Below are 23,086 nucleotides of genomic sequence, written 5' to 3' on the forward strand. Positions count from 1 at the left end.
CCGGATGCGACATCTAGGGAGCCTACAGCGGAGAAGCCACCATGACCCATCGTCCTGTCCGTGCCCTCGCCACCACCTTCCTCGCCGTGGCGCTCGCGTGTGCCGTTCACGCCCAGGAGAAAGACACCCTCGGCGGCACCGCCACCGATGCGGGCTTCTTCAAGAACGCGACTGCGTCCGGCATGGCCGAAGTCCAGGCGAGCGAACTCGCCCTGAAACAAGCGACGTCGGCGAAGGTCAAGGCGTTCGCACAGCGCATGGTCGACGACCACACGAAGGCGCACGACGAACTCAAGTCACTGAAGATGGGCGACAAGGGCTACCCGATCGCTCATGACCCCCTGCCCGACAGCGAGAAGCGCATCGACGCCCTGTCGCGCTTGCACGGCGCAGACTTCGACCGCGAATACGCGAAGCTGATGGTCGCCGATCACGAGAAGGCCGTGGCCATCTTCGAGGTGGAGATCGAGAAAGGTTCTAACGACCAACTGAAGGCCTTCGCGAAGAAGACACTGCCGACGTTGAAGGATCATTTGAAGCAGGCGAAGGCGCTTCCTTGATCGTCCCATCGCGGCCTTGTGGGGCCGACCCGGTGGGAGCCGACCCTGTCGGCGATGCTTTGGCCAGCACCCATCGCCGACAGGGTCGGCTCCCACCATGGGCTGGCTGGGTGTCATGCGTGGCGTTACGTCCGGTGTCTGACGAAGCCGCGGAGGGTCAGTCCAGGGGAAGTGACGAAGACGGTTGAGCGCGGCTTTCCCTCATCCGATGCGATGAAGAGGAATTCGTCATCGCTCAGCTTGTACGTGGCTGGGAGCAGCTTTCCCGCGTCATCGCCCATGCTGTCGATCCAGGTGATCGATTTCGGGTGCGTCGTCGGGTCGAGGATGAAACGGCCGGCGAGGAGGAGTTCGCCGTGGGACGACCTGACGGCGAAGCGGTCTCCTTCGATGGTGGTAATGGCGCCGGTGCCGCCGTGGATATCAGGCGGTTCGATGACGCCGTTCTCCTCAAAGCGGACCTGTTTCCAGGCGCCCTGGAGTAGTTGCAGGTCGTCCATGATTTCCCTTTCCGTTCGTTGAAGTTTATCGCGAGCACCCATCGCCGACCCTGTCGGCGATGCTTTGGAATCAGGCGATACTTTGGAGCCAGCCGATGCGTGGCATCAGCCGTTGCGATTGGAGCCGGAGAGGACATCCACCCAGACGGCCAGGGCGAGGATCACGCCCTTGATGATCATCTGCCACGAGTTGTCGACGTCCATCAGCTGCATGCCGCTGTCGAGGCTGGCCATCACCAGCGCGCCGATCAGGGCGCCGTAGACCGTACCCGAGCCACCGCGCATGGACGTGCCGCCGATGAAGCAGGCGGAGATGGCATCCAGTTCGCCACCGGTACCGGCGGAGGGCGAGCCCGAACCGGTGCGGGCCACGGTGATGATGCCGGCGAAGGCGCACATCAGGCCCATCAGGGCGAACACCACCAGCTTCACGCGCGCCACGTTCACGCCGGACAGGCGGGTGGCTTCCATGTTGCCGCCGACGGCGTAGATGTGCCGGCCGAACACCGTTTGCGTGGATACGTAGGTGAACACGGCGAGCAGGCCGAGCAGGATCATCACCGGGATGGGGATGCCGTTTGCGTCGTTGAGGATGCGCACGAAGCCGAAGATGAAAGCGCCGATGGCCACCAGGCGGGCGATGTCGATCCACAACGCGCCCTGCTGCAGGCCGAGCTTGCCGCGGCGAACGCGGCGGCGCACGGTCAGCGCGATCATGGCGAGGAAGATGACCGCGCCGATCCAGCGCGACAGCGCGGGCGGAACGAAGCCCTGACCCAGTGCGATGAGGTCGTCCGGCGCCGGGGCGATGGTCGAGCTGCCCGTGATGTAGAGCACGATGCCACGGAAGGCGAGCATGCCGCCCAGGCCGACGATGAACGACGGCACCCGCATCTTGGTGACGACGAAGCCGTTGAACGCACCGATCACCAGGCCGAGTCCGAGCACGGCGAAGATCGCCGGCCACGTACCCCAGCCCTGGTTCACCGTCAGGATCGCCACCACGCCGCCGAGCAGGCCGAGCTGCGAGCCGATGGACAGGTCGATCTCGCCGGCGATGATGATGAACACCATGCCGCAGGCGAGCATGCCGGTGATCGCCATCTGCCGGAACAGGTTGGAGAGGTTGCCCGGCGTGATGAAGGCCGATTCGGTCTTCAGGTGGAAGAACACCCAGATGATCGCCACCGCGATGAGCAGGGCGAGGATCTTGTAGCGGACGAACAGTTGCTGGACTTTCTGGGCCTGCATGAAGGCTTCCCTGGTAACGCGTGAATGGTTTTCGGAGGATCAGGCCGCGTGCGCGGGCCCTTCGGCGGCATGCGAGATCGCCGCGGCGAGCACCTGCTCCTGGGTAAGGTCGACGTTCTTGAAATCGCCGCGTAGCTTACCCTCGCCCACGACCAGGACGCGATCGCTGACGCCCAGCACTTCCGGCATCTCCGACGAGACCATGATGATGGCGACGCCCTTGGCGGCCAGCTCGAACATCAACTTGTAGATGTCGTACTTGGAGCCCACGTCGACGCCGCGGGTGGGTTCGTCGAGGATCAACACCTTCGGCTTGGGCAGCAGCATCTTGGTCAGCACCGCTTTCTGCTGGTTGCCACCGGACAAGCCGACGATCGCCAGTTCAGGGCTCGCCGTCTTCACGCGAAGGCGCTTGATCTCGGCATCGACGGTCTGCAACTCGGCCTGGCGATCGATCTGTCCCGCATGGGAATAATGCGAAAGCGTCGCCAGCGTGATGTTGTCGCCCACACCGAGCAAGGGCACGATGCCCTGCCGCTTGCGGTCCTCCGGCACCAGGGACAGGCCGGCCTTGATCGCCTGTTCGGGCGACCGGACCTTGATCGGTTTGCCTTCGAGCAGCAATTCCGCCTCGTAGCGCCCCGGGTAGGCGCCGAAGATCGCCGACACCAGTTCGGTTCGGCCGGCACCGACGAGTCCTGCGACACCGAGGATCTCGCCACGGCGGATCTGGAAAGAAATATCGTCGACGCGCTTGCGGTTCGGATTGGCCACGTCCCAACAGGTGACGTGCCGGGCCTCGAAGATCACTTCGCCGATGTCGTGCTCGACCTTCGGGAACAGGTTCTCGATGTCGCGTCCGACCATGGCGGTGATGATCGAATGGGTGGTCATCTCGCTCATCGGCTTGGTGACGATGTGCTTGCCGTCACGGATCACGGTGACCGTGTCGCACACCCGCGCCACTTCCTCGAGCTTGTGCGAGATGTAGACGCAGGCCACGCCGTCGCGCTTGAGGTCTTCGATGATCGACAGCAGGGTGTCGGTCTCGGACGAGGTCAGCGAGGAAGACGGCTCGTCGAGGATCAGCAGGCGGGCGTTCTTCGCCAGCGCCTTGGCGATCTCGAACAATTGCTGGTAGCCGCCGCCGTAATTCATCACGGGAGCCGCCACGTTCACGTCCTTGAGCTTCAGGCGGGCGAGCAACGCCTCGGCCTTGGCATACATGGCGTCGTAGTCCATCACGCCGCCGAATTTGTGGATCTCGTTGCCGAGGAAAATGTTCTCGGCGACGGAAAGCTGAGGTACCAGCATCAGCTCCTGGTGGATGATCACGATGCCGGCATCCTCGCTGTCACGCACCGAGTACGCCTTCAGCGGCTTGCCGTCGAACAGAATCTCGCCTTCCCACGTGCCATAGGGATACACGCCGGACAGGACTTTCATCAGGGTGGACTTGCCGGCGCCGTTCTCGCCGCACAGGCCGACGCACTCGCCGGGCCGCACGGCCAGGTCGATGCCATTGAGCGCGCGCACGCCGGAGAATTCCTTGACGATCTGGCGCATCTCGAACAGGTATTCGCTCACCGCTACTCCTTTCGCTGGACGATGCCCCGCCGCACAGGGCGGGGCATCGCCGATCTTACGCTTACGGGCCGACTTGGGCCTGGGTGTAGAAGCCGTCCTTGACCACGAGATCGACGTTCTTCTTGGTCAGCATGGTCGGGGTGAGCAGGATGGTATCCACATCCTTCTTGCCGTTGTTCATCTTCGATGTGAACTTCGGCGCGGTACCCTGGACCAGGCCCACCGCGAGGTTCGCCGCTTCCGTGGCGATTTCCTTGATCGGCTTGTAGACCGTCATGGTCTGCGTGCCGGCCTTGATCCGCTTGATCGCGGCGAGGTCGGCATCCTGGCCCGACACGGCCACCTTGCCGGCCAGCTTCTGGCCATTCAGAGCGGCGATGGCGCCACCGGCGGTACCGTCGTTGGAGGCGACGATGCCCTGGATGTTGTTCTTGTTGGCGGTGAGCGCGTTCTCGATGATCGACTGCGCGTTCGAGGCCAGCCATTCGTTGGTCCACTGCTGGCCGACGATCTTGATGTCGCCCTTGTCGACCAGCGGCTTCAGGACCTTCATCTGGCCTTCGCGAAGGATCTTCGCGTTGTTGTCGGTCGGCGCGCCGCCGAGCAGGAAGTAATTCCCCTTCGGCGCGGCATCGACGACGCCCTGGGCCTGCATCTGGCCGACCTTGTCGTTGTCGAACGAGATATACGCGTCGACGTCGGCATTCAGGATGAGGCGGTCATAGGAAATGACCTTGATACCGGCCTTCTTCGCCTCGGCGACGACCGTGGTCAGCGTCTTGGCGTTGAACGGCACGATCACGATGACGTCGACCTTGCGCGAGATCAGGTTCTCGATCTGCTGGATCTGCTTCTGCTCGTTGGCGTCGGCGGACTGCACCGACACGGTGGCACCCTTGGCTTCCGCCGCGGCCTTGAAGTAGTCGCGGTCGCGCGTCCAGCGCTCCACGCGCAGGTCGTCGATGGAGAAGCCGATCACCGGCTTTTCCTTGCTGGCGTGCGCCTGAGGCGCCGCGAACATGCCGGCACCGATCATCGATACGGCCAACAGCGTATATAGGGCCTTCTGCTTCATGCTCATCTCCATGCTTATGGGATCGCCCTTCAGGAGGGGCGGAAATCGTCGCCGCGGACGGCGTCGGAATACAGCGGCTTCAACTGCTCGTAAGAGCGGCGGAACAAAGGGTGGCGCGTTTGCAGGAAATAAGCATGACGCGCTGCATCGGGCTCGCGCACGGCGGTGACCGGGGGCATCGGGCATACCACGTCGAGCGAGGCGCCCGGCTCGATGGCCAGCCGCGCGAGGCGTGCCGCCCCGAGCGCGGGGCCCACCTCGCCGCCACTGCGCAGGACGAGGCGCTTGCCGAGGATATCGGCGAGCATCTGCGTCCAATAGGCACTGCGCGAGCCACCGCCGATCACGGTGATTTCCTCGGCCACGAGGCCGGTCGACTCCACCGCCAGCAGGCCGTCGAGCAGCCCCAGCCCCACGCCTTCCAGCGTGGCATTGGCGAGATCGGCGCGATCCATCCCGGGGCCCAGGTTGGTGAAGGAGCCGCGCGCATGCGCGTCGTTGTGCGGCGTACGCTCGCCCGTGAGGTAGGGCAGGAACAGCGGACCGTTCTGCCGAAGACCCGTGGCCTCGGCCTCGGCGAGCAGGGCCGGCACGTCCTTCTGCCCGGTGAGCTTCGCGGTGAAGTCGAGGCAGCTCGCCGCGTTCAACATCACCGACATCAGGTGCCACGTATCGGGCAACGCATGGCAGAAGCTGTGCACCGCCTGCTCGGGACTCGAACGGAAGCCATCGGACACCGCGAAATAGACGCCCGACGTGCCCAGCGACAGCATGGCCTGGCCATGGCGCACGATGCCCACGCCCACCGCGCCCGCCGCGTTGTCGCCACCGCCGGCGGCGACTGGGACGGTATCCATGCCCCAGCGTTCGGCCAGTTCCTTGCGCAAGCGACCCGCAGGCTGGCTACCTTCGAAGACCTGCGGCATGTGCGAACGGTCCAGGCCCGTCGCCGCGAGCATGGTGTCGCTCCACCGGCGCTTCTCGACGTCGAGCCAGAGGGTGCCGGCCGCATCGGACGCGTCGGTCATGTATTCGCCCGTGAGGCGAAGGCGCAGGTAATCCTTGGGCAGCAGCACCTTGGCGACGCGATCGAAGACCTCGCGCTCGTGCTTGCGCACCCAGGCGAGCTTCGGTGCCGTGAAGCCGGGCATGGCGAGGTTGCCGGTGATGGAACGAAAACCCGGCACCTTTTCCAGTTCCGCGCATTCGATATCCGACCGGCCGTCGTTCCACAGGATGGCCGGCCGCAGGATAGCGTCCGACTTGTCCAGCAGCGTGGCGCCGTGCATCTGCCCGGACAGGCCGATGGCCGCCACGCGGCGGGCATCGGTTCCCTTGAGGACATCCGCAACGGCCGCCTCGGTGGCGCTCCACCACGTGGCCGGGTCTTGCTCCGACCAGCGCGGTTTCGGATGCGAGACCTCCAACGGGCTGGTCGCGCTGGCACGCACCTCGCCGGCCTCGTCCATGAGGACGGCCTTCACCGAGGACGTGCCCAGGTCGATACCGAGGTACATGCGTGCCGAAGCGTCCATGTCGGGAGTCATATCACCCATAGATATAGCGGTTGACGATGTTTTCGAGCAACTCCTGGCCGCCGGAGACATGCCTCGGATGGATGTCGCGGGCGATCGCCTCGTCAGACAGCGAGGCCAGCGAGAAGCCACCCTGCAGGATCTTCTTGCCGAAATCGGCATCCCAACCCGCGTAGCGCTTCGCCTTGAAGTCGGCGAGCGCATCACGCTCGATCATCTTCGCCGCGCGTTCCAGGCTGAGAGCCAATGCATCGATCGCGCCGATGTGGCCGTGGAAGAGATCTTCCGGCGCGCTGCTCTGGCGGCGCACCTTGGTGTCGAAGTTGAAACCGCCCGTGGTGAAACCACCGGCCTTCAGTATCTCGTAGGTGACCAGGGTCAACTCTTCCACGCTGTTCGGGAACTGGTCTGTATCCCAGCCGTTCTGCGGGTCGCCGCGATTGGCGTCGATCGAGCCGAAGACGCCCAGCGCGATCGAGGTCGCGACCTCGTGATGGAACGAGTGGCCGGCGAGCGTGGCGTGGTTGGCCTCGAGGTTGGTCTTGACCTCGTTCTCCAGGCCGAACTCCTTCAGGAAGCCGTAAACCGTGGCGGTGTCGTAGTCGTACTGGTGCTTGGTCGGCTCCTGCGGCTTGGGCTCGATCAGGATCGTGCCCTTGAAGCCGATCTTGTGCTTGTGCTCGATCACCATCTGGAAGAAGCGGCCGAGCTGCTCGCGTTCGCGCTTCAGGTCGGTGTTGAGCAGGGTGTCGTAGCCTTCGCGGCCGCCCCACAGCACGTAGTTGGCGCCGCCCAGGCGGTGCGTGGCTTCCATCGCGTGGCGCACCTGCGTGGCCGCGTAGGCGAATACTTCCGGCTGCGGATTGGTCGCGGCACCGGCGGCATAGCGCGGGTTGCTGAACACGTTGGCGGTGCCCCACAGGAGGTTCACGCCGGTCTCGGCCTGCTTCTTCTCGAGCACGTCCACCATCGCCGCGAAGTTCTTCTTGTAGTCGGCGAGACTGTCGCCTTCCGGCGCCACGTCGGTGTCGTGGAAGGTGTAGTAAGGCGTGCCCAGGCGGGAGAAGAAATCGAACGCGGCATCGGCCTTCTCGCGAGCCTTGGCCATCGGCTCCCCTGCCGTCTGCCAGGGACGCTCGAAGGTGCCCGCGCCGAACACGTCGGAACCCGGCCAGACGAAGGTGTGCCAGTAGCAGGTGGCGAGACGAAGGTGCTCGGCCATGCTCTTGCCGAGCACCTGCTTGTTCGGGTCGTAATGATGGAACGCCAGCGGGTTATCGCTGCCGGGGCCTTCGAAGCTGATCTTGGGGACGCTGGAAAAGTACGACATAACAATTCCTTGACAAACGTGGGGACGAATCCCGTCGATCCTGACGAGCGGTGCCTATGCCGCGCAATTGCGATTTCCGACGGGGCTGGGCTCTTTTTCGATGCCGCGCTGCGTCATGGTCAGATAACGCAAAGCCTGATAGTTTTTGGCGACTGGCGATCATCGCCGACAGGGTCGGCTCCCACCGATCCCCGCAGAAGGTCCAGGTGGCCTCGCATGAGGTCCGAATGGGAGCCGACCTTGCCGGCGATGCCCCCTCGACGGAAGCCCATGTCTCCCCACAGAATCGCTTTGCTGTTCAATGCCAACAAGGTGTACGACCGCCAGGTCATCGCCGGCATTGGGCATTACCTCAACAGTACGCGCGTGGAATGGGACCTCTTCATGGAGGAGGACTTCCGCAGCCGCATGCGTGATATCCACCAGTTTCGCGGCGACGGCGTCATCGCCGACTTCGATGACCCGGAAGCGCCGGAAGCCTTGCGCGACCTGCACATTCCCGTGGTCGCGGTGGGCGGCTCGTATCACGATCCCGCCGACTATCCGCCGGGCGTGCCTTATATCGCCACGGACAATGCGCGGCTCGTCCGGCTCGCCTACGACCACCTGATCGAGCAAGGCCTCGGCCGCTTCGCGTTCTACGGCATACCGCCCCACCCGGGCAGCCGCTGGGCGCAGGAGCGCGAGCGCGCCTTCCAGGCGATCGTGGACGAGGAATCGATCGACGGCGTGATCTACCAGGGCTCGCCGACCAGCGCGGGCGGCTGGGGCACGGCGGTGGAGGAACTGGTCACCTGGCTGGCCGAGCTTCCCAAGCCCATCGGCATCATCGCGGTCACCGACGCTCGCGCCCGGCAATTGTTGCAGGCATGCGTGATGGGTGGCTTCGCGGTGCCCGAGCAGATCGCCATCGTCGGCATCGACAACGACCCCATGGCGCAATTGCTGACGCGCATTCCACTCACCTCGGTGATTCAGGGCGCGGAGGAAATGGGCCGCACCGCGGCTCATCTGCTGCACCAGATGCTGCGCGGCATGGATTGCTCGGGCACGCGCGTGCTGGTGCCGCCGGTCGGCATCAACGTGCAGGTATCGAGCAAGTACCAGCCGATGCGCAGTCCGCACGTGATGCGGGCGAGCCATTACATTCGCCAGTACGGTTGCCTCGGCATCAAGACCGAACAGGTGGCCGACTACGTGGGGGTATCGCGCACGGTGCTGGAAGAACACTTCAAGCGCGAACTGAAGCAGACCGTGCACCAGGTGATCCTGAAGCACAAGCTCGATACCGCCTGCGACCTCATGGCGAATTCGGACACCCCCCTGGCCGACATCGCGCTTCGCTGTGGTTTCACCTCGCTCCAGTACATGTACGCGGTGTTCCGTCGCGAATACGATTGCACGCCGCGCCAATACCTCGACCTCCATCGCAAGACGGCGGCGACCTGATCGCCTTCCGCAGGGAAACGCTTCACCCATGCCCGTATCCAACGCCACCGCCTGGGGCCAACTCCCCGACGGCCGCCTGCTCCATCGCTGGACCCTGCGCAACGCCCGGGACACCCAGGTCGAGATATCCGACCTCGGTGGCACCCTGCTCTCCTGGCAGACACCGGACCGCCAGGGCCGCATGGGCGAGGTCCTGCTCGGTCACGCCGACGCAGGGCAGTACATCGATTCGAACGCGTATATGGGTGCGATCGTCGGCCGATGGGCCAATCGCATTCGTGGCGGACGCTTCCGGCTCGATGGCATCGACTACAAGGTCGACCGCAACGACGGCGGAAACCACCTGCATGGCGGCAACTATGGATTCCACCTGCAACGCTGGGACGTGGAGCCTGAAGGCGAGGACCTGGTGCTGCGCCTGGTGTCGCCCGAGGGCGATGGCGGGTTTCCCGGCGAAGTGAAGGTCGAGTTGCGCGTGCGGCTCGACGATGACGGCACGCTGGACCTGCGCTATATCGCCACCAGCGACGCCCCTACCCCGCTCAGCCTGACCGCGCATCCGTATTTCAACCTCAACGACCGCCGGCCGGACATCCGCGACCACATGATCCGGATCGACGCGGACGAATTCCTGGCCATCGATGCGGGGGCGATACCGGTGGGACGCCAGCCCGTGGCCGGCAGCGCCTTCGATTTCCGAGAGGCGGCACCAATCGGATCGCGCCTGCACTGGCCCGATCCGCAACTGCAGCTGGTGGGTGGCTTCGACCATTGCTATATCCCACGCCCGTCAGCGGCCCAGGCGCCACGTGTCGTCGCGGAGGTCGTGGAACCTTCGAGCGGCCGCCGTCTCACCGTCGAGAGCGACCGCCCCGGCCTGCAGTTCTACAGCGGGCAGAAACTCACCGGGCAACCGTCGCGAAACGGCGACAGCTACGGGCCGTTCGCCGGCTTCGCGCTCGAAACGCAGGCCTTTCCCGACCAGGTCAACGGCCCTGATGCGGAAGGCGCGATCCTTCGCCCCGGCGCGGTATGGCGCCAGCACACGCGCTACCGGGTGGATACACCTTAACGCAGCGGCCTGATGGAACAGGCCAGCCCTGGTGGAACAGGCCAGCCCTGGTGGAACAGGCCAGCCCTGGTGGGAGCCGACCTTGTCGGCGATCCCGCGGCAGCGGGCAAGGTCGAGGCAAGCACCCATCGCCGACAAGGTCGGCTCCCACCAGGGCTCCCCACCTGAGCGGGACCTTCTACCAACGGGCGGTGTCATGAGGTGACAAGGCGTCACCGGGTACAATATCCGGATGTCCCTTATCCAACTCCTCAACGTCGACTTCAGCGTCGGCGGCCCGCTCCTGCTCGAACAGGTCGACCTTTCCCTCGATGCCGGCGAGCGCGTCTGCGTCGTCGGGCGCAATGGCGCCGGCAAATCGACGCTGATGAAGCTCATCGCCGGTGAACTGCACCCGGACGACGGCGAGATCCGCCTGCAAGGCGGCACGCGCATCGCCCGTCTCACGCAGGAAGTGCCGCAGGACACCTCGGGCAGCGTCTTCGACGTGGTAGCCGATGGCCTGGGCGAACTGGGCCACTTGCTCGCGCGGTACCACCACCTCCTCGAAACGGGCGACATGGACGCGCTCGGCGACGTGCAGTCGCAGATCGAGGCGCATAACGCATGGGATCTCGATTCACGCGTACAGCAAGTGATCGAACGCCTGGAACTGCCGGCAGACACCGATTTCTCCGAGTTGTCCGGCGGCATGAAGCGCCGCGTGCTGCTTGGCCAGGCGCTCGTGCGCGACCCGAACCTGCTCCTGCTCGACGAACCGACCAACCATCTCGACATTGAGGCGATCGCCTGGCTCGAAACCTTCCTCAAGGGCTTCGCCGGCAGCATCGTCTTCATCACCCATGACCGCAGTTTCCTGCGTGCGCTGGCCACGCGCATCGTCGAGATCGATCGCGGCCAGGTCACCAGCTGGCCCGGTGACTACGACAACTACCTGCGCCGCCGCGAGGAACGCCTGCATGCGGAAGCCCAGGCCCAGGCGCATTTCGACCGCAAGCTGGCCCAGGAAGAAGTGTGGATCCGCCAGGGCATCAAGGCACGGCGCACCCGAAATGAAGGCCGCGTGCGCGCACTGAAGGCGATGCGCAACGAGCGCGCCCAGCGCCGCGAACAATCCGGCAACGCCAGGATCACCCTCGCCACCGCGCAATCCTCGGGACGCAAGGTGATCGACGCCAAGCACGTCACTCAGGCCTACGGCGGACGCACCCTGCTGCGCGATATCTCCACGACGATCATGCGTGGCGACCGCGTCGGCATCATGGGCCCGAACGGCGCGGGCAAGTCCACGCTGCTGAAGATCCTGCTGGGTGAGCTCAAGCCGCAGGAAGGCGAAGTCACGTTGGGCACGGGGCTGGAAGTGGCTTACTTCGACCAGCACCGCTCCACGCTCGACGACCGCTTGAACGCCCTCGACAACGTAGCCCAGGGCCGCGAATACATCGAGCTCAACGGCCAGCGCAAGCACATCGTCGGCTACCTGCAGGATTTCCTGTTCTCGCCCGAACGATCGCGCGCGCCGATCACGCGGCTTTCCGGCGGCGAACGCAACCGCCTGCTCCTCGCGAAGCTGTTCGCCCAGCCGTCGAACCTGCTGGTGATGGACGAACCGACCAACGACCTCGACGTCGAGACACTGGAACTGCTCGAGGAACTGCTGAACGAATACACCGGTACTCTGCTGCTGGTATCGCACGACCGCGACTTCATCGACAACGTGGTGACCAGCACCCTGGTGCTCGAAGGCGATGGCGTGGTCGGCGAATACATCGGTGGTTACAGCGATTGGCTGCGGCAGAGGCCCGCCGTGGCCGCGAAGCCTGCCGGGTCGAAGGCTGCCTGGTCTTCGTCGACGTCAGAGGCATCGGGGCCGGGGGCGACGCAAGCCTCCACTTCTGCTTCGGCACCGACGGCCATAGCCGCGCCCGTCGCAGCTACGCCGAAGAAAAAGCTCTCCTTCAAAGAGCAGCGGGAGCTCGAATTGCTGCCGGCGAAGCTGGAGGAACTGGAATCCGAGATCGCCCGACGTACCGCGGCGATGAACGATCCGAAGTACTTCCAGCAGGACGCGGCGACGATCACGCGCGGCAACGAGGAACTGGCCAGGTTGCAGGCAGAACTGGATGTGGCGTTCGCGCGGTGGGAAGAGCTGGAAGGCTGAGTTCTCTCCGCCACCGGCATGCACTCCTGGGGTAGCACCGACACATGGAAAGCCCTCACCCCGGTGGGAGCCGACCCTGTCGGCGATGGGTGCTTGCCTCGACCTGGCCCGCTGCCGCGGGATCGCCGACAAGGTCGGCTCCCACAGGTCTATTCCTAAACTGGCCTACCCGATGCTGTGGTGGGAAGCCGCTTCAGCGGCGATGGGTGCTTGCCTTACCTGGCCCGCAGCCGCGGGATCGCTGACAAGGTCGGCTCCCACCAGAGCATCGCTTTATAGCTGGAACACCTCGACCACGCGGGCCAGTTGCGCGGCCTGGTCTTCCAGGCTCTTCGCGGCAGCCGCGGCTTCCTCGACCAGGGCCGAGTTCTGCTGGGTCGAGTCGTCCATGCGCGAAACGGCGTGGTTGATCCGGCCGATCTGTTCGGACTGTTCGCTCGAGGCCTGGCTGATGTTGCCCATCAGGTCCGCCACCGCGCGGATGCGGCCCAGCACCGTTTCCATGTTGCGCCCCGCATCCGTTACCAGGCCGTGCCCCGCATCGACCTGGGCCACCGACTCGGTGATCAACGACTCGATCTCTTTCGCCGCGGATGCGCTGCGCTGGGCGAGATGGCGCACCTCTTCCGCCACCACGGCAAAGCCCTTGCCCTGTTCGCCCGCGCGCGCCGCTTCGACGGCGGCGTTGAGCGCGAGGATATTCGTCTGGAAGGCGATGCCGTTGATGATGCCGATGACATCGGCGATACGCTGCGCGGAGGCCTGGATGCCGTTCATCGCTTCCACCGCCTCCTGCATCGCGCCTGCCTCCTGCTGCACCGCCACGCTCGCGTCGGCCGCCAGCGCGCTGGCGCGGGCGGAATGGCCCGCGTTATCGCGGACGGTACGCGTCAGCAGGTCGAGGCTGGACGCTGTCAGCTGAAGCTCGTGCGCCTGGGTTTCCGTGCGGGAGGAGAGGTCGGCGTTGCCTGCCGCGATCTCCGAGGTGCTGCCCGCCATGCTGGCCGCGGCCTTGCGCACGGAACGCGCGATGTCGCCGAGGCCGTCGCCGATGCCGTCGATGGAACGCATCAACTGGCCGATCTCGTCGCCACGCGCGGAGGCGAGCCGCGCCGTGAGGTCGCCTTCGGCGAGACGTCGCGCGGCCTCGACCGCGTCGGATAGCGGCCGGGTGATACGCATGCGTATCGCGAAGAACAAGAGCAGACACAAGACGACGACCAGGGCGATGCTGGTGGCGGCGGCGATGAGGCGCATGTGCCGCACCGGGCCAAGGAGTTCATCCATGTCCACGGTGCCCGCCACGAGCCAACTCCAGGCGGGATCGGTCGCGTAGACGGCCAGGCGGTCCACCGGCCGGCCGTCCACCTCGACTCGATAGCGCAGTTCGCCCTTCCCGCCCGACAGCATGCGGCCGAAGATGGGCTGGCCATCCACGTCGAGCATCTTGAGCGCGGCGCCAGGCGCGTTCGCGGCCTCGTTCTTCATCGCCGGATCGACGATGAGGGTGCCATAGCGCTTTCCGGCACTGGCGTCGACGACGGAGTAGTAGCCGCTCTGGCCGATGTGGATCGCGGCGATCTCGTCCCGCAGCGATTGCATCTCCTTGCCGATCTCCACCCCGACGAAGAAGACGCCGAGCACGTTGCCCGCCTCGTCCTTGATCGGTTCGTAACGCGTGATGTACGGACGGTCGAACAACACGGCCGGGCCACCGTACGACTTGCCCGTGAGCAGCAAGGGAAACGCCGGGTGGGCATGGTCGATGGAGGTGCCGACGGCACGCGAGCCGTCCTCCTTCTTCAACGAAGTGGTGACACGGACGAAATCGGGTCCGTCGCGGACGAACAGCGTCGCCACCACGTGCGCACGCGCGGAAAACTCGTCGGTCAGGGAGAAGTCGTTGTTCAACGATTTGCCGTCGTGCAGCAGCAAGGGCACGGTATGGTCCGCCATCGTGACGCGGTGTTTGTCGTCGACCGTGAACTTCCCCGGGAAATAGCTCTTGTACACGCCGAGGAAACGGTCGGACTCGGCCAGCAGCGCACCGCTGAACGTGTTGACCGTGCCGATGATGGCCCGGTTGCCGCGGGCGAGGTCCTCCCGGGCCCTAGCCTCCAGCTCGCGCGAAGCCATGGTCGTGACGACGACGGTGAGCAAGGCGATGCCGAGGGCGACGATGCCGACGACGAGCAGGGTCAGTCGAGCGCCGACACTCATCCCGCGCCGGCCGGCGCGGTCGCTGTTCTGTTTCATGGAGTCCTACCGGAGTGGCGGAGCACCCCGAACGGGTGCCCATGGCCGCTGTGTCGGCAGACCCCGGCGTGGCTTTAGGCCTCAGCCGGTGTTTTGTAGTCCTTGTGAGACGCCGTTCACACAAGCGACCAAGGCGCTGAGCAGGGCGTCGTCCTGCCCGCCGGTGGCGCGCCAGCGCCGCAGGAGGTCCACCTGGAGCAGGCTCATCGGGTCCACGTACGGGTTGCGCAGACGGATCGACGTGGCCAGCCTGGGTTCGGCGGCCAACAACTCCTTCGCGCCCTTGAGTCTGAGCAGCCAGGCGACGGTCCGCGCGAACTCCTCGCGGATCATCGGGAAGAAGCGCTCGTGCAGCGGGCCGGCCAGACGGGAGAAGGCCTCGGCGATGTCGATGTCGGCCTTGGCCAGCACCATTTCCACGTCGTCCAGCATGGTGGAGAAGAAGGGCCAGTCCCGCGCCATGCGCACCAGCGCCTCCTCGCCGCATTCCCGCGCCACGGCATCCAACGCGGCGCCGAGCCCGTACCAACCAGTGAGCACCGCGCGGCACTGGGTCCAGGAAAACACCCAGGGAATCGCCCGCAGGTCCTCGACGCCTTTCATGCTGCGCCGGCGCGCGGGGCGCGAGCCCAGGGTCATCCGCTCGATCACATCGATCGGCGTGGCGCCGCGGAAGTACTCGACGAAGCCCTCGGTGTCGACGAAGGCGCGGTAAGCCTTGCGGCTTTCCTCCGAAAGTCGCGCCATGGTTTCTTTCCATGCCACCTCGCGTGATTCGATCTCGCGAGGGCGCAGCGAGGCACGCATCACGGCGCCGAGCGTCTGTTCCAGGTTACGCACGGCGAGTGCGCGGATGCCGTACTTGCGATGGATCACCTCGCCTTGTTCGGTGACACGCAGCACGCCACCGACGGAGCCGCGTGGCGAGGCCATCAAGGCAGGCGTGATGCGCGATCCACCGCGGCTCGCCGAGCCGCCGCGGCCATGGAAGAAGGCCACGCGGATACCCGCCTTCGACGCGACCTCCAGCAGTTCCACCTGCGCGCGCTGAAGGCTCCACTTGGAAGCCACCGTGCCGCCGTCCTTGCCGCTGTCGGAATAGCCCAGCATCACCCACTGCCGGTTCCCGCGTGCCTTGAGGTGCGCGCGATACACGGGGTCGTCCAGCAAGGCCTGGAGGGTTTCCGCGCCCCCGGCGAGATCGTCGATGGTTTCGAACAAAGGGGCGACGTCGAGCGGCACGCGACCGTCTTCCAGCAAACCGCCTCTTCGCGCGAGCGCCAGCACGGCGAGCACGTCCGCCGCCGTCTCGGCCATGCTGATGATGTAGAGCCCGGTAGCCTCCGGTCCGTAACGCTTGCGTGAATCGGCCAGCGTGGCGAACACCGCGCGCAGCATCCCGGCGGCCTCGTGATCGTCGCCGGCGACGAAACTGCGCTCGCCCGCGGCGTACGGCCGCAGCGTCTTCACGCGCGTCGCCGTGTCGCGGTTGGCCCAGTCGCCGTCGCCAAGCAAGGCCGCCAGCGCCTCGTCGTGGACCCGCGCATCCTGGCGGACGTCCAGACGCGCCAGATGGAACCCGAACGTGCGTGCGCGCCACAGGAGGCGATTCACCGCGTACGCACCGGCATGCGCGCCGCCATGTTCCACGAGACTCTTCTCGACCAGCGCGATGTCGCCGATGAACTCGTCCGCCGACGCGTAACCCTCGGAACCTTCGTGCAGCGTGGCGTCGAGGCGCGCGGCAACGAAGGTGAGGAAGCGCCGGTAAGGCATGTCGGCATGCCGTGGCCGGATACGCTCCGCGGCATCGGGAAGGCGCTCGCCGTAGTTCTCGATGCGCCGCTGCAAGCTGTCATCCAGTTTCACGCGATCCTCGGTCTGGCTGAGCAGGCGGCCGAGGGCAGCTACGTCCTCCATGTATCGCTCGAGCACGAGCGTCCGCTGCGCCGCGAGGGTGGCGGCGATGGTGTCCGCGTTGACGTTGGGATTGCCGTCCATATCGCCGCCCACCCAGGTGGCGAAGCGGAGCAGGCGCGGAATCGCCACGCCTTCACCGTAGGTTTCCGCGATGGCCTGCTGCAACGACTCGTACAGGGCGGGCAGCACACGGTAGATCGGACGGGAGATGTAGAAGCCGACGTGGTCGAACTCGTCCTGCACACTGGGCCGGACCGGCGAGGCTTCGGCGGTCTGCCATCCCGCCGAGAGCGCCATCAGGATGCGCGCGTCGTCGTCGCGCAACTCCTGCGGCGTGCGCGTGGGATCGAACTCATCGACCAGGGCGCGGACGATTTCCTGTTCTTTCTCCAGTAGCGAGCGGCGCACGGCTTCCGTCGGGTGGGCGGTGAACACCGGCTCCACGTCCAGCCTTTCGAGCAGACGGACCAGCTCGTCGCGGCCGACGCCGTCTTTCTTCAGCAGGGCGAGCACGGCCGCCAGCGACTCCGGTTGCGGCGCCCCGCCCTCGCGCTGGTAATCGCGGCGGCGGCGGATGCGATGGACCCGCTCGGCGGTGTTCACGGCCTGAAAGTAGGTGGCGAAGGCGCGGGCCAATGCCTCGGCATCCGCCGCGTCCAGGCCGGTGAGCGATTCGGCCAGCGCATCCACCGCCGCTCCGCTGCGCCGGCGGTGGATCGCCGCCGTGCGCACGTGTTCCACACGCTCGAAGAAGGCCTGACCGCCTTGTTCCGCCAGCATCTGGCCGACCAGGGCGCCGAGGCGGCGTACGTCCTCGCGCAGGGGGCCGTCGTGGGGTAGGAACTCGGGATCGCGTGCGGCTTCCATGGGACTCTCGGTTGGCGTCGAAACCCCGAGAGTACCGAAAAAGATGTGTTCATCCCTGCATCCGGATTCCGCGATACAATCGAGGGACCGTTTTGCCCGCCGAGGGGCGCTGCGACCGTGGGACCATCCCATAGGCCAGGCTCGGCGCGGCGTCCCACCAAACGGCGCCCCCGTGAATCTCCGGAGCTACGCCAGATGAACGCCGTCACCAAAGACACCTTCCAGGATTACAAGGTCCGCGATATCTCGCAGGCCGCCCTCGGCCGCCGCCGCATCCGCATGGCGGAAGAGGAAATGCCGGGCCTGATGCAGATCCGCGCCCGATATGCCAAGGAAAAGCCGCTCCAGGGCGTGCGCCTCTCCGGCTCCCTGCATGTCACCAAGGAAACCGCCGTGCTGGCCGAGACGCTGCGCGAGCTGGGCGCCTCGGTCCGCTGGGCTTCGTGCAACATCTTCTCCACCCAGGACGACGTCGCCGCGGCGCTGGCCGCCGGTGGCCTGCCGGTGTTCGCCTGGAAGGGCGAGTCGCTGGAGGAATACTGGGACTGCACGCTCGACATGCTGACCCACCCGGGCGAGCTCGGCCCGCAGCTGATCGTCGACGACGGTGGCGATGCCACCCTGCTCATCCACAAGGGCCTCGAACTCGAGCAGGGTTCGGACTGGGTGAACTCGCCGGGGGCCAACCACGAGGAACAGGTCATCAAGGACCTGCTCAAGCGCGTCGCCAAGGAGCGCCCGGGTTTCTGGACCAAGGTCGCCGCCGAATGGCGCGGCGTCTCCGAAGAGACCACCACCGGCGTGCACCGCCTCTACCAGCTCGCCGAAGCCGGCAAGCTGCTGGTCCCGGCGATCAACGTCAACGATTCGGTCACCAAGAGCAAGTTCGACAACCTCTACGGTTGCCGTGAATCGCTGGCCGACGGCATCAAGCGCGCCACCGACCTCATGGTCGCCGGCAAGGTCGCCGTCGTCTGTGGCTACGGCGACGTAGGCAAGGGCTGCGCCCATTCGCTGAAGGGCTTCGGTGCCCGCGTCATCGTCACCGAGATCGATCCGATCAACGCCCTGCAGGCCGCGATGGAAGGCTTCCAGGTCACCACGATCGAAGAGACCCTCGGCTTCGGCGACATCTACGTCACCACCACGGGCAACAAGGACATCATCACGCTCGAGCACATGGCGGCGATGAAGAACAACGCCCTGGTCTGCAACATCGGCCACTTCGACAACGAGATCCAGATCGATCGCCTGAACACGGCGAAGGACGTCACCCGCGAGACGATCAAGCCGCAGGTCGACCGCTACACCTTCGCCAAGGGCAACAGCATCTACATGCTGGCCGAAGGCCGCTTGGTGAACCTCGGCTGCGCGCACGGCCACCCGAGCTTCGTCATGTCGAACAGCTTCTCCAACCAGACGCTGGCGCAGATCGACCTGTGGAAGAACAAGGACACCTACGAGAAGACGGTGTACCGCCTGCCGAAGAAGCTCGACGAGGAAGTCGCCCGCCTGCACCTGGAGCAGATCGGCGTGAAGCTGACCGTGCTCACCAAGGAACAGGCCGACTACATCGGCGTGCCGGTGGAAGGCCCGTACAAGCCGGACCACTACCGCTACTGATCGAACGATCAACCTGCAACATCGAAGGCCCCACCCACAAGGTGGGGTTTTTTATGGTTCTTCGCGCATGTCCGGGGTCCTCCTGGTGCGGAGCTCGGCTTCGCCCTCGCATTAGCATTCGCCGTGTGCGGCGTCGTGGGGGAGCTGCCGGGTGGGAAGCGGGCTGGCCCGCGAATCCTCGACCTCGCCGCTGGCGAAGGAGACCTTGCGGTGATCGGGCGAGGCTTTTCACCGCTCGCTCGCATGCGATGCATCGCCTCGTTCGCTCGAAACAGGATGACGGATCGCGGGCCAGCCCGCTTCCCACCCGGGTGAGGGAGCCTCGCAAGGCGCGACGGGACACCAGCCATAGAACATGGCCGCGCAGCGGCACCCTTTCCCGAGCGACGGTGTAACCGAAGCGACGAGGGTGACGGCGGATCAGCCATCTTTCCATCTGGATGGAAAGATATTTATACTGCGGACATCCACGCGAGATCGCCCATGCCCGCCATCAGCTTCGAATTCTTCCCGCCCAAGACCGACGAACAGCGCGCGCAGCTCGATGCGGCCGTCGTCCGTCTCAAGGCGCATGCGCCCGACTACGTCTCGGTGACCTTCGGCGCGGGCGGATCGACGCTCAGCTACACCGACGACACCGTGAAGCGCATGCGTGCCGAGCACGGGCTTTCGGTGGCGCCACACCTGTCCTGCATGGGTGGGACGAGGGCGGAGATCGCCGCGCTGCTGGAAACCTACAAGGCCACGGGCTGTCGCCGCATCGTCGCTCTGCGCGGCGACCTCCCTTCCGGCATGGCCACCCCTGGCGATTTCCGCTACGCGGCGGAACTGGTCGCCTTCATCCGCGAGCATAGCGGCGACCATTTCCATATCGAGGTCGCGGCCTACCCGGAAACCCATCCGCAGGCCGAGAACGCGTTGACCGACCTCAGGCACTTCAAGGCCAAGGTCGACGCCGGCGCCAATGGCGCGATCACCCAGTACTTCTTCAACGCGGATGCCTATTTCCGCTTCGTGGATGACGTGGCGAAGCTCGGCGTGCAGGTGCCGATCGTGCCGGGCATCATGCCGATCGCCAATTTCAGCCAGCTGCGCCGGTTCTCCGAGCAATGCGGTGCGGAAATTCCTCGCTGGATCGTGAAGCGCATGCAAGCCCATGGCGACGATGCGGCCGCGGTACGCGACCTTGGCGCCGAGGTGGTGGCGGAACTGTGCCAGCGCTTGCTAGACGGCGGCGCGCCCGGGCTGCACTTCTACACGATCAATCGCGCGCGGGCGACGACCTCCGTGCTGGAGCGGCTCGCCGCACGCTAAACGTGCGCGCCGTCACCCTTCGCTGAGGCGCCGCCGGGGATGATGGCGCACCGCTCGCCACCGTGTTCCGCCCCGTGATCCGCGCCATCGCCCTGCTCCTGCTGCTTTTCCTCGCCCTGCCCACCGCCGCGCAGACCGCGATCCATCGCTGTGTCGGTTCCGACGGCCGCCCCGTCTTCAGCGACCAGCCGTGCACCAGCCTCGGCGCCACGTCGATCATGCCCGCGACGGCTTCCTCCGCTTTGACGGCCACACCGAACGGCCCTTCGGCCGGACTGCTCTGCGCGAAGGATCTCGCCGAATTACGCGACGGCGTGGCGCAAGCCTTCGCCTCCCGCAGCGCCAACCGCATCGGCGGGCTGATCCTGTGGAACGGCCACGGCAGCGGCGGCACCGTGGACAGCCTGCGTTCCATGGAAGCGTTGGTACGGCAGCCCCTGGTCTCGCTCGAAGGCAGCGAGGGTGGAGGCATCGACGCGGTGACCTCGGGACCGGGCGGTGACGGATCGACCCGCCGTGCGCACTTCGGCGTGGTGAGGGATTCCGGATGCCTGTGGCTGCGCCCGCCGGGGTGAGACAGGTGTTCCATCCGCCGCCGCACTGACGCGACGCGCCATGTGGGTGGCGGCCGTACCCGTTATCATGGGCGGTCCCCTCCGGAGCGTACCCATGTCGCAGAACTATCCCGATTGGATCTGGCAGAACGGTCAGATCAAGCCGTGGCGCGAAGCCACCGTCCACGTGATGGCGCATGCGCTGCACTATGGCTCGTCGGTGTTCGAAGGCATCCGCAGCTATGAGACGCCCGATGGCGCCGCCATCTTCCGCCTCACCGACCACCTGAAGCGCCTGTTCCTCTCGGCGAAGATCTACGACATCGAGATCCCCTATTCGGTCGACGAACTGGCCGAGGCCTGCCGCGAGGTCGTCAAGAAGAACGATCTCAAGGCCGCCTACCTGCGCCCCGTGGCCTTCCGCGGCCTCGGCGGTTTCGGCCTTTCGGCCGAATGCCCCACCGACGTGGCCGTGGCGACGTGGCCCATGGGCCCTTACCTCGGGCCCGAGGCGCTGGAAAACGGCATCGACGCTTGTGTATCGAGCTGGCAGCGTTTCGCGCCCAACACGATTCCGGCCGGCGCCAAGGCCGGCGGCAATTATCTTTCCGGTCAGCTGATCGCCCGCGAGGCGCGCCGCCTGGGCTTCGGTGAAGGCATCGCATTGGCCTCTACGGGCCTGCTCAGTGAAGGCGCGGGCGAGAACCTGTTCCTCGTTTTCGACGGCGTGCTGCACACCACGCCGGCCAGCGCCTCGATCCTCACCGGCATCACCCGCCACACGTTGATGACGCTGGCGCGCGAGGAAGGCATCGAGGTGGTCGAGCGCGACCTGCCGCGCGAATACCTCTACCTCGCCGACGAAATCCTGATGTGCGGCACGGCAGCCGAAGTCACGCCGATCCGCTCCGTGGACGGCAAGAAGGTCGGCAGCGGCAAGGGCGGCCCGATCACCCGCCGCCTCCAGGAACTCTTCTTCGGCCTGTTCACGGGCAAGACCGCAGACCGCTGGGGTTGGTTGGAGCCGCTGTAACCCTCTGGCGTGGAGTGCGGTGGGGTGGGAAGCGCGCTGGCGCGCGATCGGTCTTGCCGCAAGCCCGATCGCGGCCCAGGCCGCTTCCCACCCTAGATATCTCTTCCTACCCTAGACCGCTTAGTTGCAGAAGCCGTTCGGGTACGTCGACGACTTATAGGCGTAGAGCCAGCTAGTCTTGCCGCCGTCGTTGGCGATGTTCCAGCCGTTGCCGATCGACCCGATCGCCTTGTTCAAGGTCTGCGAGCGGGTGAGCACCGGCGTGGTGAAGTAGTTGTCCGCGTCGGCCTCGACGCGAAACGACAACTCGGCCAGCGCGGGAGCGGACGCGCCGTTGACGTACCACAGGGTCAGCGTGAACTCGGCTACCGATTGACCGATGTCGGACTCCGGGCCGTCGTACTCCTGCTGCGTCACTGTGACACCCGCCACCGGCGAAAGCCCGGCGGTGGAGATATCGGACAACGCCGACGCACCCGGGAACTGCTTGATCAGGGCCGAGACGGTCGTAGGCGTGGTGGTCGCGTCCTGCTTGGTGGAATGTGCGAGCACGAGGCCGCCCGGCGTGACGTCGGTCTCCAGCTTGGTCTCCTTGTTCTTGCCCGCACCCGACACGTCCGTCCAATAGGACAGCTCTTCATCCGCGTGACGGAACTTGAACTGGATGTCGTTGTGGTCGCCGGCGCGCGTGCGCACCGAGTAGCCACGATTCATCAGCGAGCAGCTGTGCGGCGTGTCGTAATAGGCCAGCGTGTCGCGGTCGCCCGCGCTGAAGTTGCCGGTGATCGTCTTGTCGAAGGCAAGCGCGGACAGACGCACCGAAACATCGTGCAGGAGCGTGGCCGCCGCGCTGGACGGATTGCTGGCGAAGCGCGTGGGATCGAGCAGCACCTTGTATTCCTTGCTGTCGACGTAGGCCGGCGTATTGGCATGGCTGGCCGTGGCGCCGAGAAGCAGCGTGGCCGACAACAGGGATAGAACCGTACGTTTCATCATGCG

General features: G+C 65.7%; 17 protein-coding genes and 1 riboswitch. Of the genes, 8 read left to right on the plus strand and 9 right to left on the minus strand.

Features of this window, described 5'->3' with window-relative positions; translation table 11 throughout:
- The first annotated feature begins 41 nt into the window (after positions 1-41).
- The gene (locus QFZ41_RS07125) at positions 42-560 is read left to right on the plus strand and encodes a DUF4142 domain-containing protein (protein ID WP_429198116.1); all 519 of its coding nucleotides are present in this window, start codon (positions 42-44) and stop codon (positions 558-560) included.
- 125 nt (positions 561-685) lie between these two features.
- Here the strand turns inward: QFZ41_RS07125 and QFZ41_RS07130 are convergent, their stop codons facing one another.
- From QFZ41_RS07130 to xylA, 6 genes are all read right to left on the minus strand, one after another.
- Positions 686-1,060, minus strand: a complete 375-nt coding sequence (locus QFZ41_RS07130) for a TIGR03067 domain-containing protein (RefSeq protein ID WP_429198117.1) — start codon at positions 1,058-1,060, stop codon at positions 686-688.
- Between the two features lie 105 nt (positions 1,061-1,165).
- The gene (locus QFZ41_RS07135; RefSeq protein WP_429198118.1) at positions 1,166-2,311 is read right to left on the minus strand and encodes a sugar ABC transporter permease; all 1,146 of its coding nucleotides are present in this window, start codon (positions 2,309-2,311) and stop codon (positions 1,166-1,168) included.
- A gap of 39 nt (positions 2,312-2,350) precedes the next feature.
- A complete protein-coding gene (locus tag QFZ41_RS07140; protein ID WP_429198119.1) occupies positions 2,351-3,898 on the minus strand; it encodes a xylose ABC transporter ATP-binding protein in 1,548 nt (515 codons plus the stop codon).
- Between the two features lie 61 nt (positions 3,899-3,959).
- Positions 3,960-4,973, minus strand: a complete 1,014-nt coding sequence (gene xylF, locus QFZ41_RS07145; RefSeq protein WP_429198120.1) for a D-xylose ABC transporter substrate-binding protein — start codon at positions 4,971-4,973, stop codon at positions 3,960-3,962.
- A gap of 29 nt (positions 4,974-5,002) precedes the next feature.
- Positions 5,003-6,508: a xylulokinase gene (gene xylB, locus QFZ41_RS07150; protein WP_429198121.1), complete on the minus strand. Its 1,506-nt coding sequence runs from the start codon at positions 6,506-6,508 to the stop codon at positions 5,003-5,005.
- Between the two features lie 13 nt (positions 6,509-6,521).
- Complete coding sequence (xylA, locus tag QFZ41_RS07155; RefSeq protein ID WP_429198122.1) at positions 6,522-7,838, minus strand: xylose isomerase; 1,317 nt, start codon at positions 7,836-7,838, stop codon at positions 6,522-6,524.
- 270 nt (positions 7,839-8,108) lie between these two features.
- Between xylA and QFZ41_RS07160 the strand changes: the two genes are divergently transcribed.
- From QFZ41_RS07160 to QFZ41_RS07170, 3 genes are all read left to right on the plus strand, one after another.
- Positions 8,109-9,287, plus strand: coding sequence for a XylR family transcriptional regulator (locus QFZ41_RS07160; protein ID WP_429198123.1), 1,179 nt, complete (start codon positions 8,109-8,111; stop codon positions 9,285-9,287).
- Between the two features lie 28 nt (positions 9,288-9,315).
- Positions 9,316-10,359 (plus strand): aldose epimerase family protein, encoded by a 1,044-nt coding sequence (locus QFZ41_RS07165; protein ID WP_429198124.1) that lies wholly within the window; start codon positions 9,316-9,318, stop codon positions 10,357-10,359.
- A gap of 232 nt (positions 10,360-10,591) precedes the next feature.
- Positions 10,592-12,520, plus strand: coding sequence for an ATP-binding cassette domain-containing protein (locus tag QFZ41_RS07170; protein ID WP_429198125.1), 1,929 nt, complete (start codon positions 10,592-10,594; stop codon positions 12,518-12,520).
- A gap of 273 nt (positions 12,521-12,793) precedes the next feature.
- On the opposite strand, the gene QFZ41_RS07175 is transcribed toward QFZ41_RS07170, so the two are convergent.
- A complete protein-coding gene (locus QFZ41_RS07175) occupies positions 12,794-14,776 on the minus strand; it encodes a methyl-accepting chemotaxis protein (protein WP_429198126.1) in 1,983 nt (660 codons plus the stop codon).
- An 81-nt stretch (positions 14,777-14,857) separates the two neighbouring features.
- Positions 14,858-17,563, minus strand: a complete 2,706-nt coding sequence (ppc, locus tag QFZ41_RS07180; protein WP_429198127.1) for a phosphoenolpyruvate carboxylase — start codon at positions 17,561-17,563, stop codon at positions 14,858-14,860.
- A 95-nt stretch (positions 17,564-17,658) separates the two neighbouring features.
- A riboswitch (S-adenosyl-L-homocysteine riboswitch) is annotated at positions 17,659-17,740 on the plus strand.
- Positions 17,741-17,758: 18 nt separating this feature from the next.
- Between ppc and ahcY the strand changes: the two genes are divergently transcribed.
- The 4 genes from ahcY (at position 17,759) to QFZ41_RS07200 (ending at position 22,087) form a co-directional block, all read left to right on the plus strand.
- Positions 17,759-19,186, plus strand: coding sequence for an adenosylhomocysteinase (ahcY, locus tag QFZ41_RS07185; protein ID WP_429198128.1), 1,428 nt, complete (start codon positions 17,759-17,761; stop codon positions 19,184-19,186).
- Positions 19,187-19,669: 483 nt separating this feature from the next.
- Positions 19,670-20,500 (plus strand): methylenetetrahydrofolate reductase [NAD(P)H], encoded by an 831-nt coding sequence (gene metF / locus QFZ41_RS07190; RefSeq protein WP_429198129.1) that lies wholly within the window; start codon positions 19,670-19,672, stop codon positions 20,498-20,500.
- Between the two features lie 74 nt (positions 20,501-20,574).
- Positions 20,575-21,075, plus strand: coding sequence for a DUF4124 domain-containing protein (locus QFZ41_RS07195; RefSeq protein WP_429198130.1), 501 nt, complete (start codon positions 20,575-20,577; stop codon positions 21,073-21,075).
- A gap of 94 nt (positions 21,076-21,169) precedes the next feature.
- On the plus strand, positions 21,170-22,087 hold the full coding sequence (locus tag QFZ41_RS07200; protein WP_371022631.1) for a branched-chain amino acid transaminase: 918 nt from the start codon (positions 21,170-21,172) through the stop codon (positions 22,085-22,087).
- Between the two features lie 120 nt (positions 22,088-22,207).
- On the opposite strand, the gene QFZ41_RS07205 is transcribed toward QFZ41_RS07200, so the two are convergent.
- Positions 22,208-23,083, minus strand: a complete 876-nt coding sequence (locus QFZ41_RS07205) for a hypothetical protein (RefSeq protein ID WP_429198131.1) — start codon at positions 23,081-23,083, stop codon at positions 22,208-22,210.
- Positions 23,084-23,086: the final 3 nt, after the last annotated feature.

This window comes from Luteibacter sp. W1I16, from assembly GCF_050434905.1.
Taxonomy (GTDB): domain Bacteria; phylum Pseudomonadota; class Gammaproteobacteria; order Xanthomonadales; family Rhodanobacteraceae; genus Luteibacter.

Coding starts and splice junctions, on each gene's coding strand:
- QFZ41_RS07135 (WP_429198118.1), bottom strand. CDS start 2,311: ATGCAGGCCCAGAAAGTCCAGCAACTGTTCGTCCGCTACAAGATCCTC.
- xylA (WP_429198122.1), bottom strand. CDS start 7,838: ATGTCGTACTTTTCCAGCGTCCCCAAGATCAGCTTCGAAGGCCCCGGC.
- metF (WP_429198129.1), top strand. CDS start 19,670: ATGCCCGCCATCAGCTTCGAATTCTTCCCGCCCAAGACCGACGAACAG.
- ahcY (WP_429198128.1), top strand. CDS start 17,759: ATGAACGCCGTCACCAAAGACACCTTCCAGGATTACAAGGTCCGCGAT.
- QFZ41_RS07125 (WP_429198116.1), top strand. CDS start 42: ATGACCCATCGTCCTGTCCGTGCCCTCGCCACCACCTTCCTCGCCGTG.
- QFZ41_RS07165 (WP_429198124.1), top strand. CDS start 9,316: ATGCCCGTATCCAACGCCACCGCCTGGGGCCAACTCCCCGACGGCCGC.
- QFZ41_RS07130 (WP_429198117.1), bottom strand. CDS start 1,060: ATGGACGACCTGCAACTACTCCAGGGCGCCTGGAAACAGGTCCGCTTT.
- QFZ41_RS07175 (WP_429198126.1), bottom strand. CDS start 14,776: ATGAAACAGAACAGCGACCGCGCCGGCCGGCGCGGGATGAGTGTCGGC.
- xylB (WP_429198121.1), bottom strand. CDS start 6,508: ATGGACGCTTCGGCACGCATGTACCTCGGTATCGACCTGGGCACGTCC.
- QFZ41_RS07160 (WP_429198123.1), top strand. CDS start 8,109: ATGTCTCCCCACAGAATCGCTTTGCTGTTCAATGCCAACAAGGTGTAC.
- ppc (WP_429198127.1), bottom strand. CDS start 17,563: ATGGAAGCCGCACGCGATCCCGAGTTCCTACCCCACGACGGCCCCCTG.
- xylF (WP_429198120.1), bottom strand. CDS start 4,973: ATGAAGCAGAAGGCCCTATATACGCTGTTGGCCGTATCGATGATCGGT.
- QFZ41_RS07170 (WP_429198125.1), top strand. CDS start 10,592: ATGTCCCTTATCCAACTCCTCAACGTCGACTTCAGCGTCGGCGGCCCG.
- QFZ41_RS07200 (WP_371022631.1), top strand. CDS start 21,170: ATGTCGCAGAACTATCCCGATTGGATCTGGCAGAACGGTCAGATCAAG.
- QFZ41_RS07205 (WP_429198131.1), bottom strand. CDS start 23,083: ATGATGAAACGTACGGTTCTATCCCTGTTGTCGGCCACGCTGCTTCTC.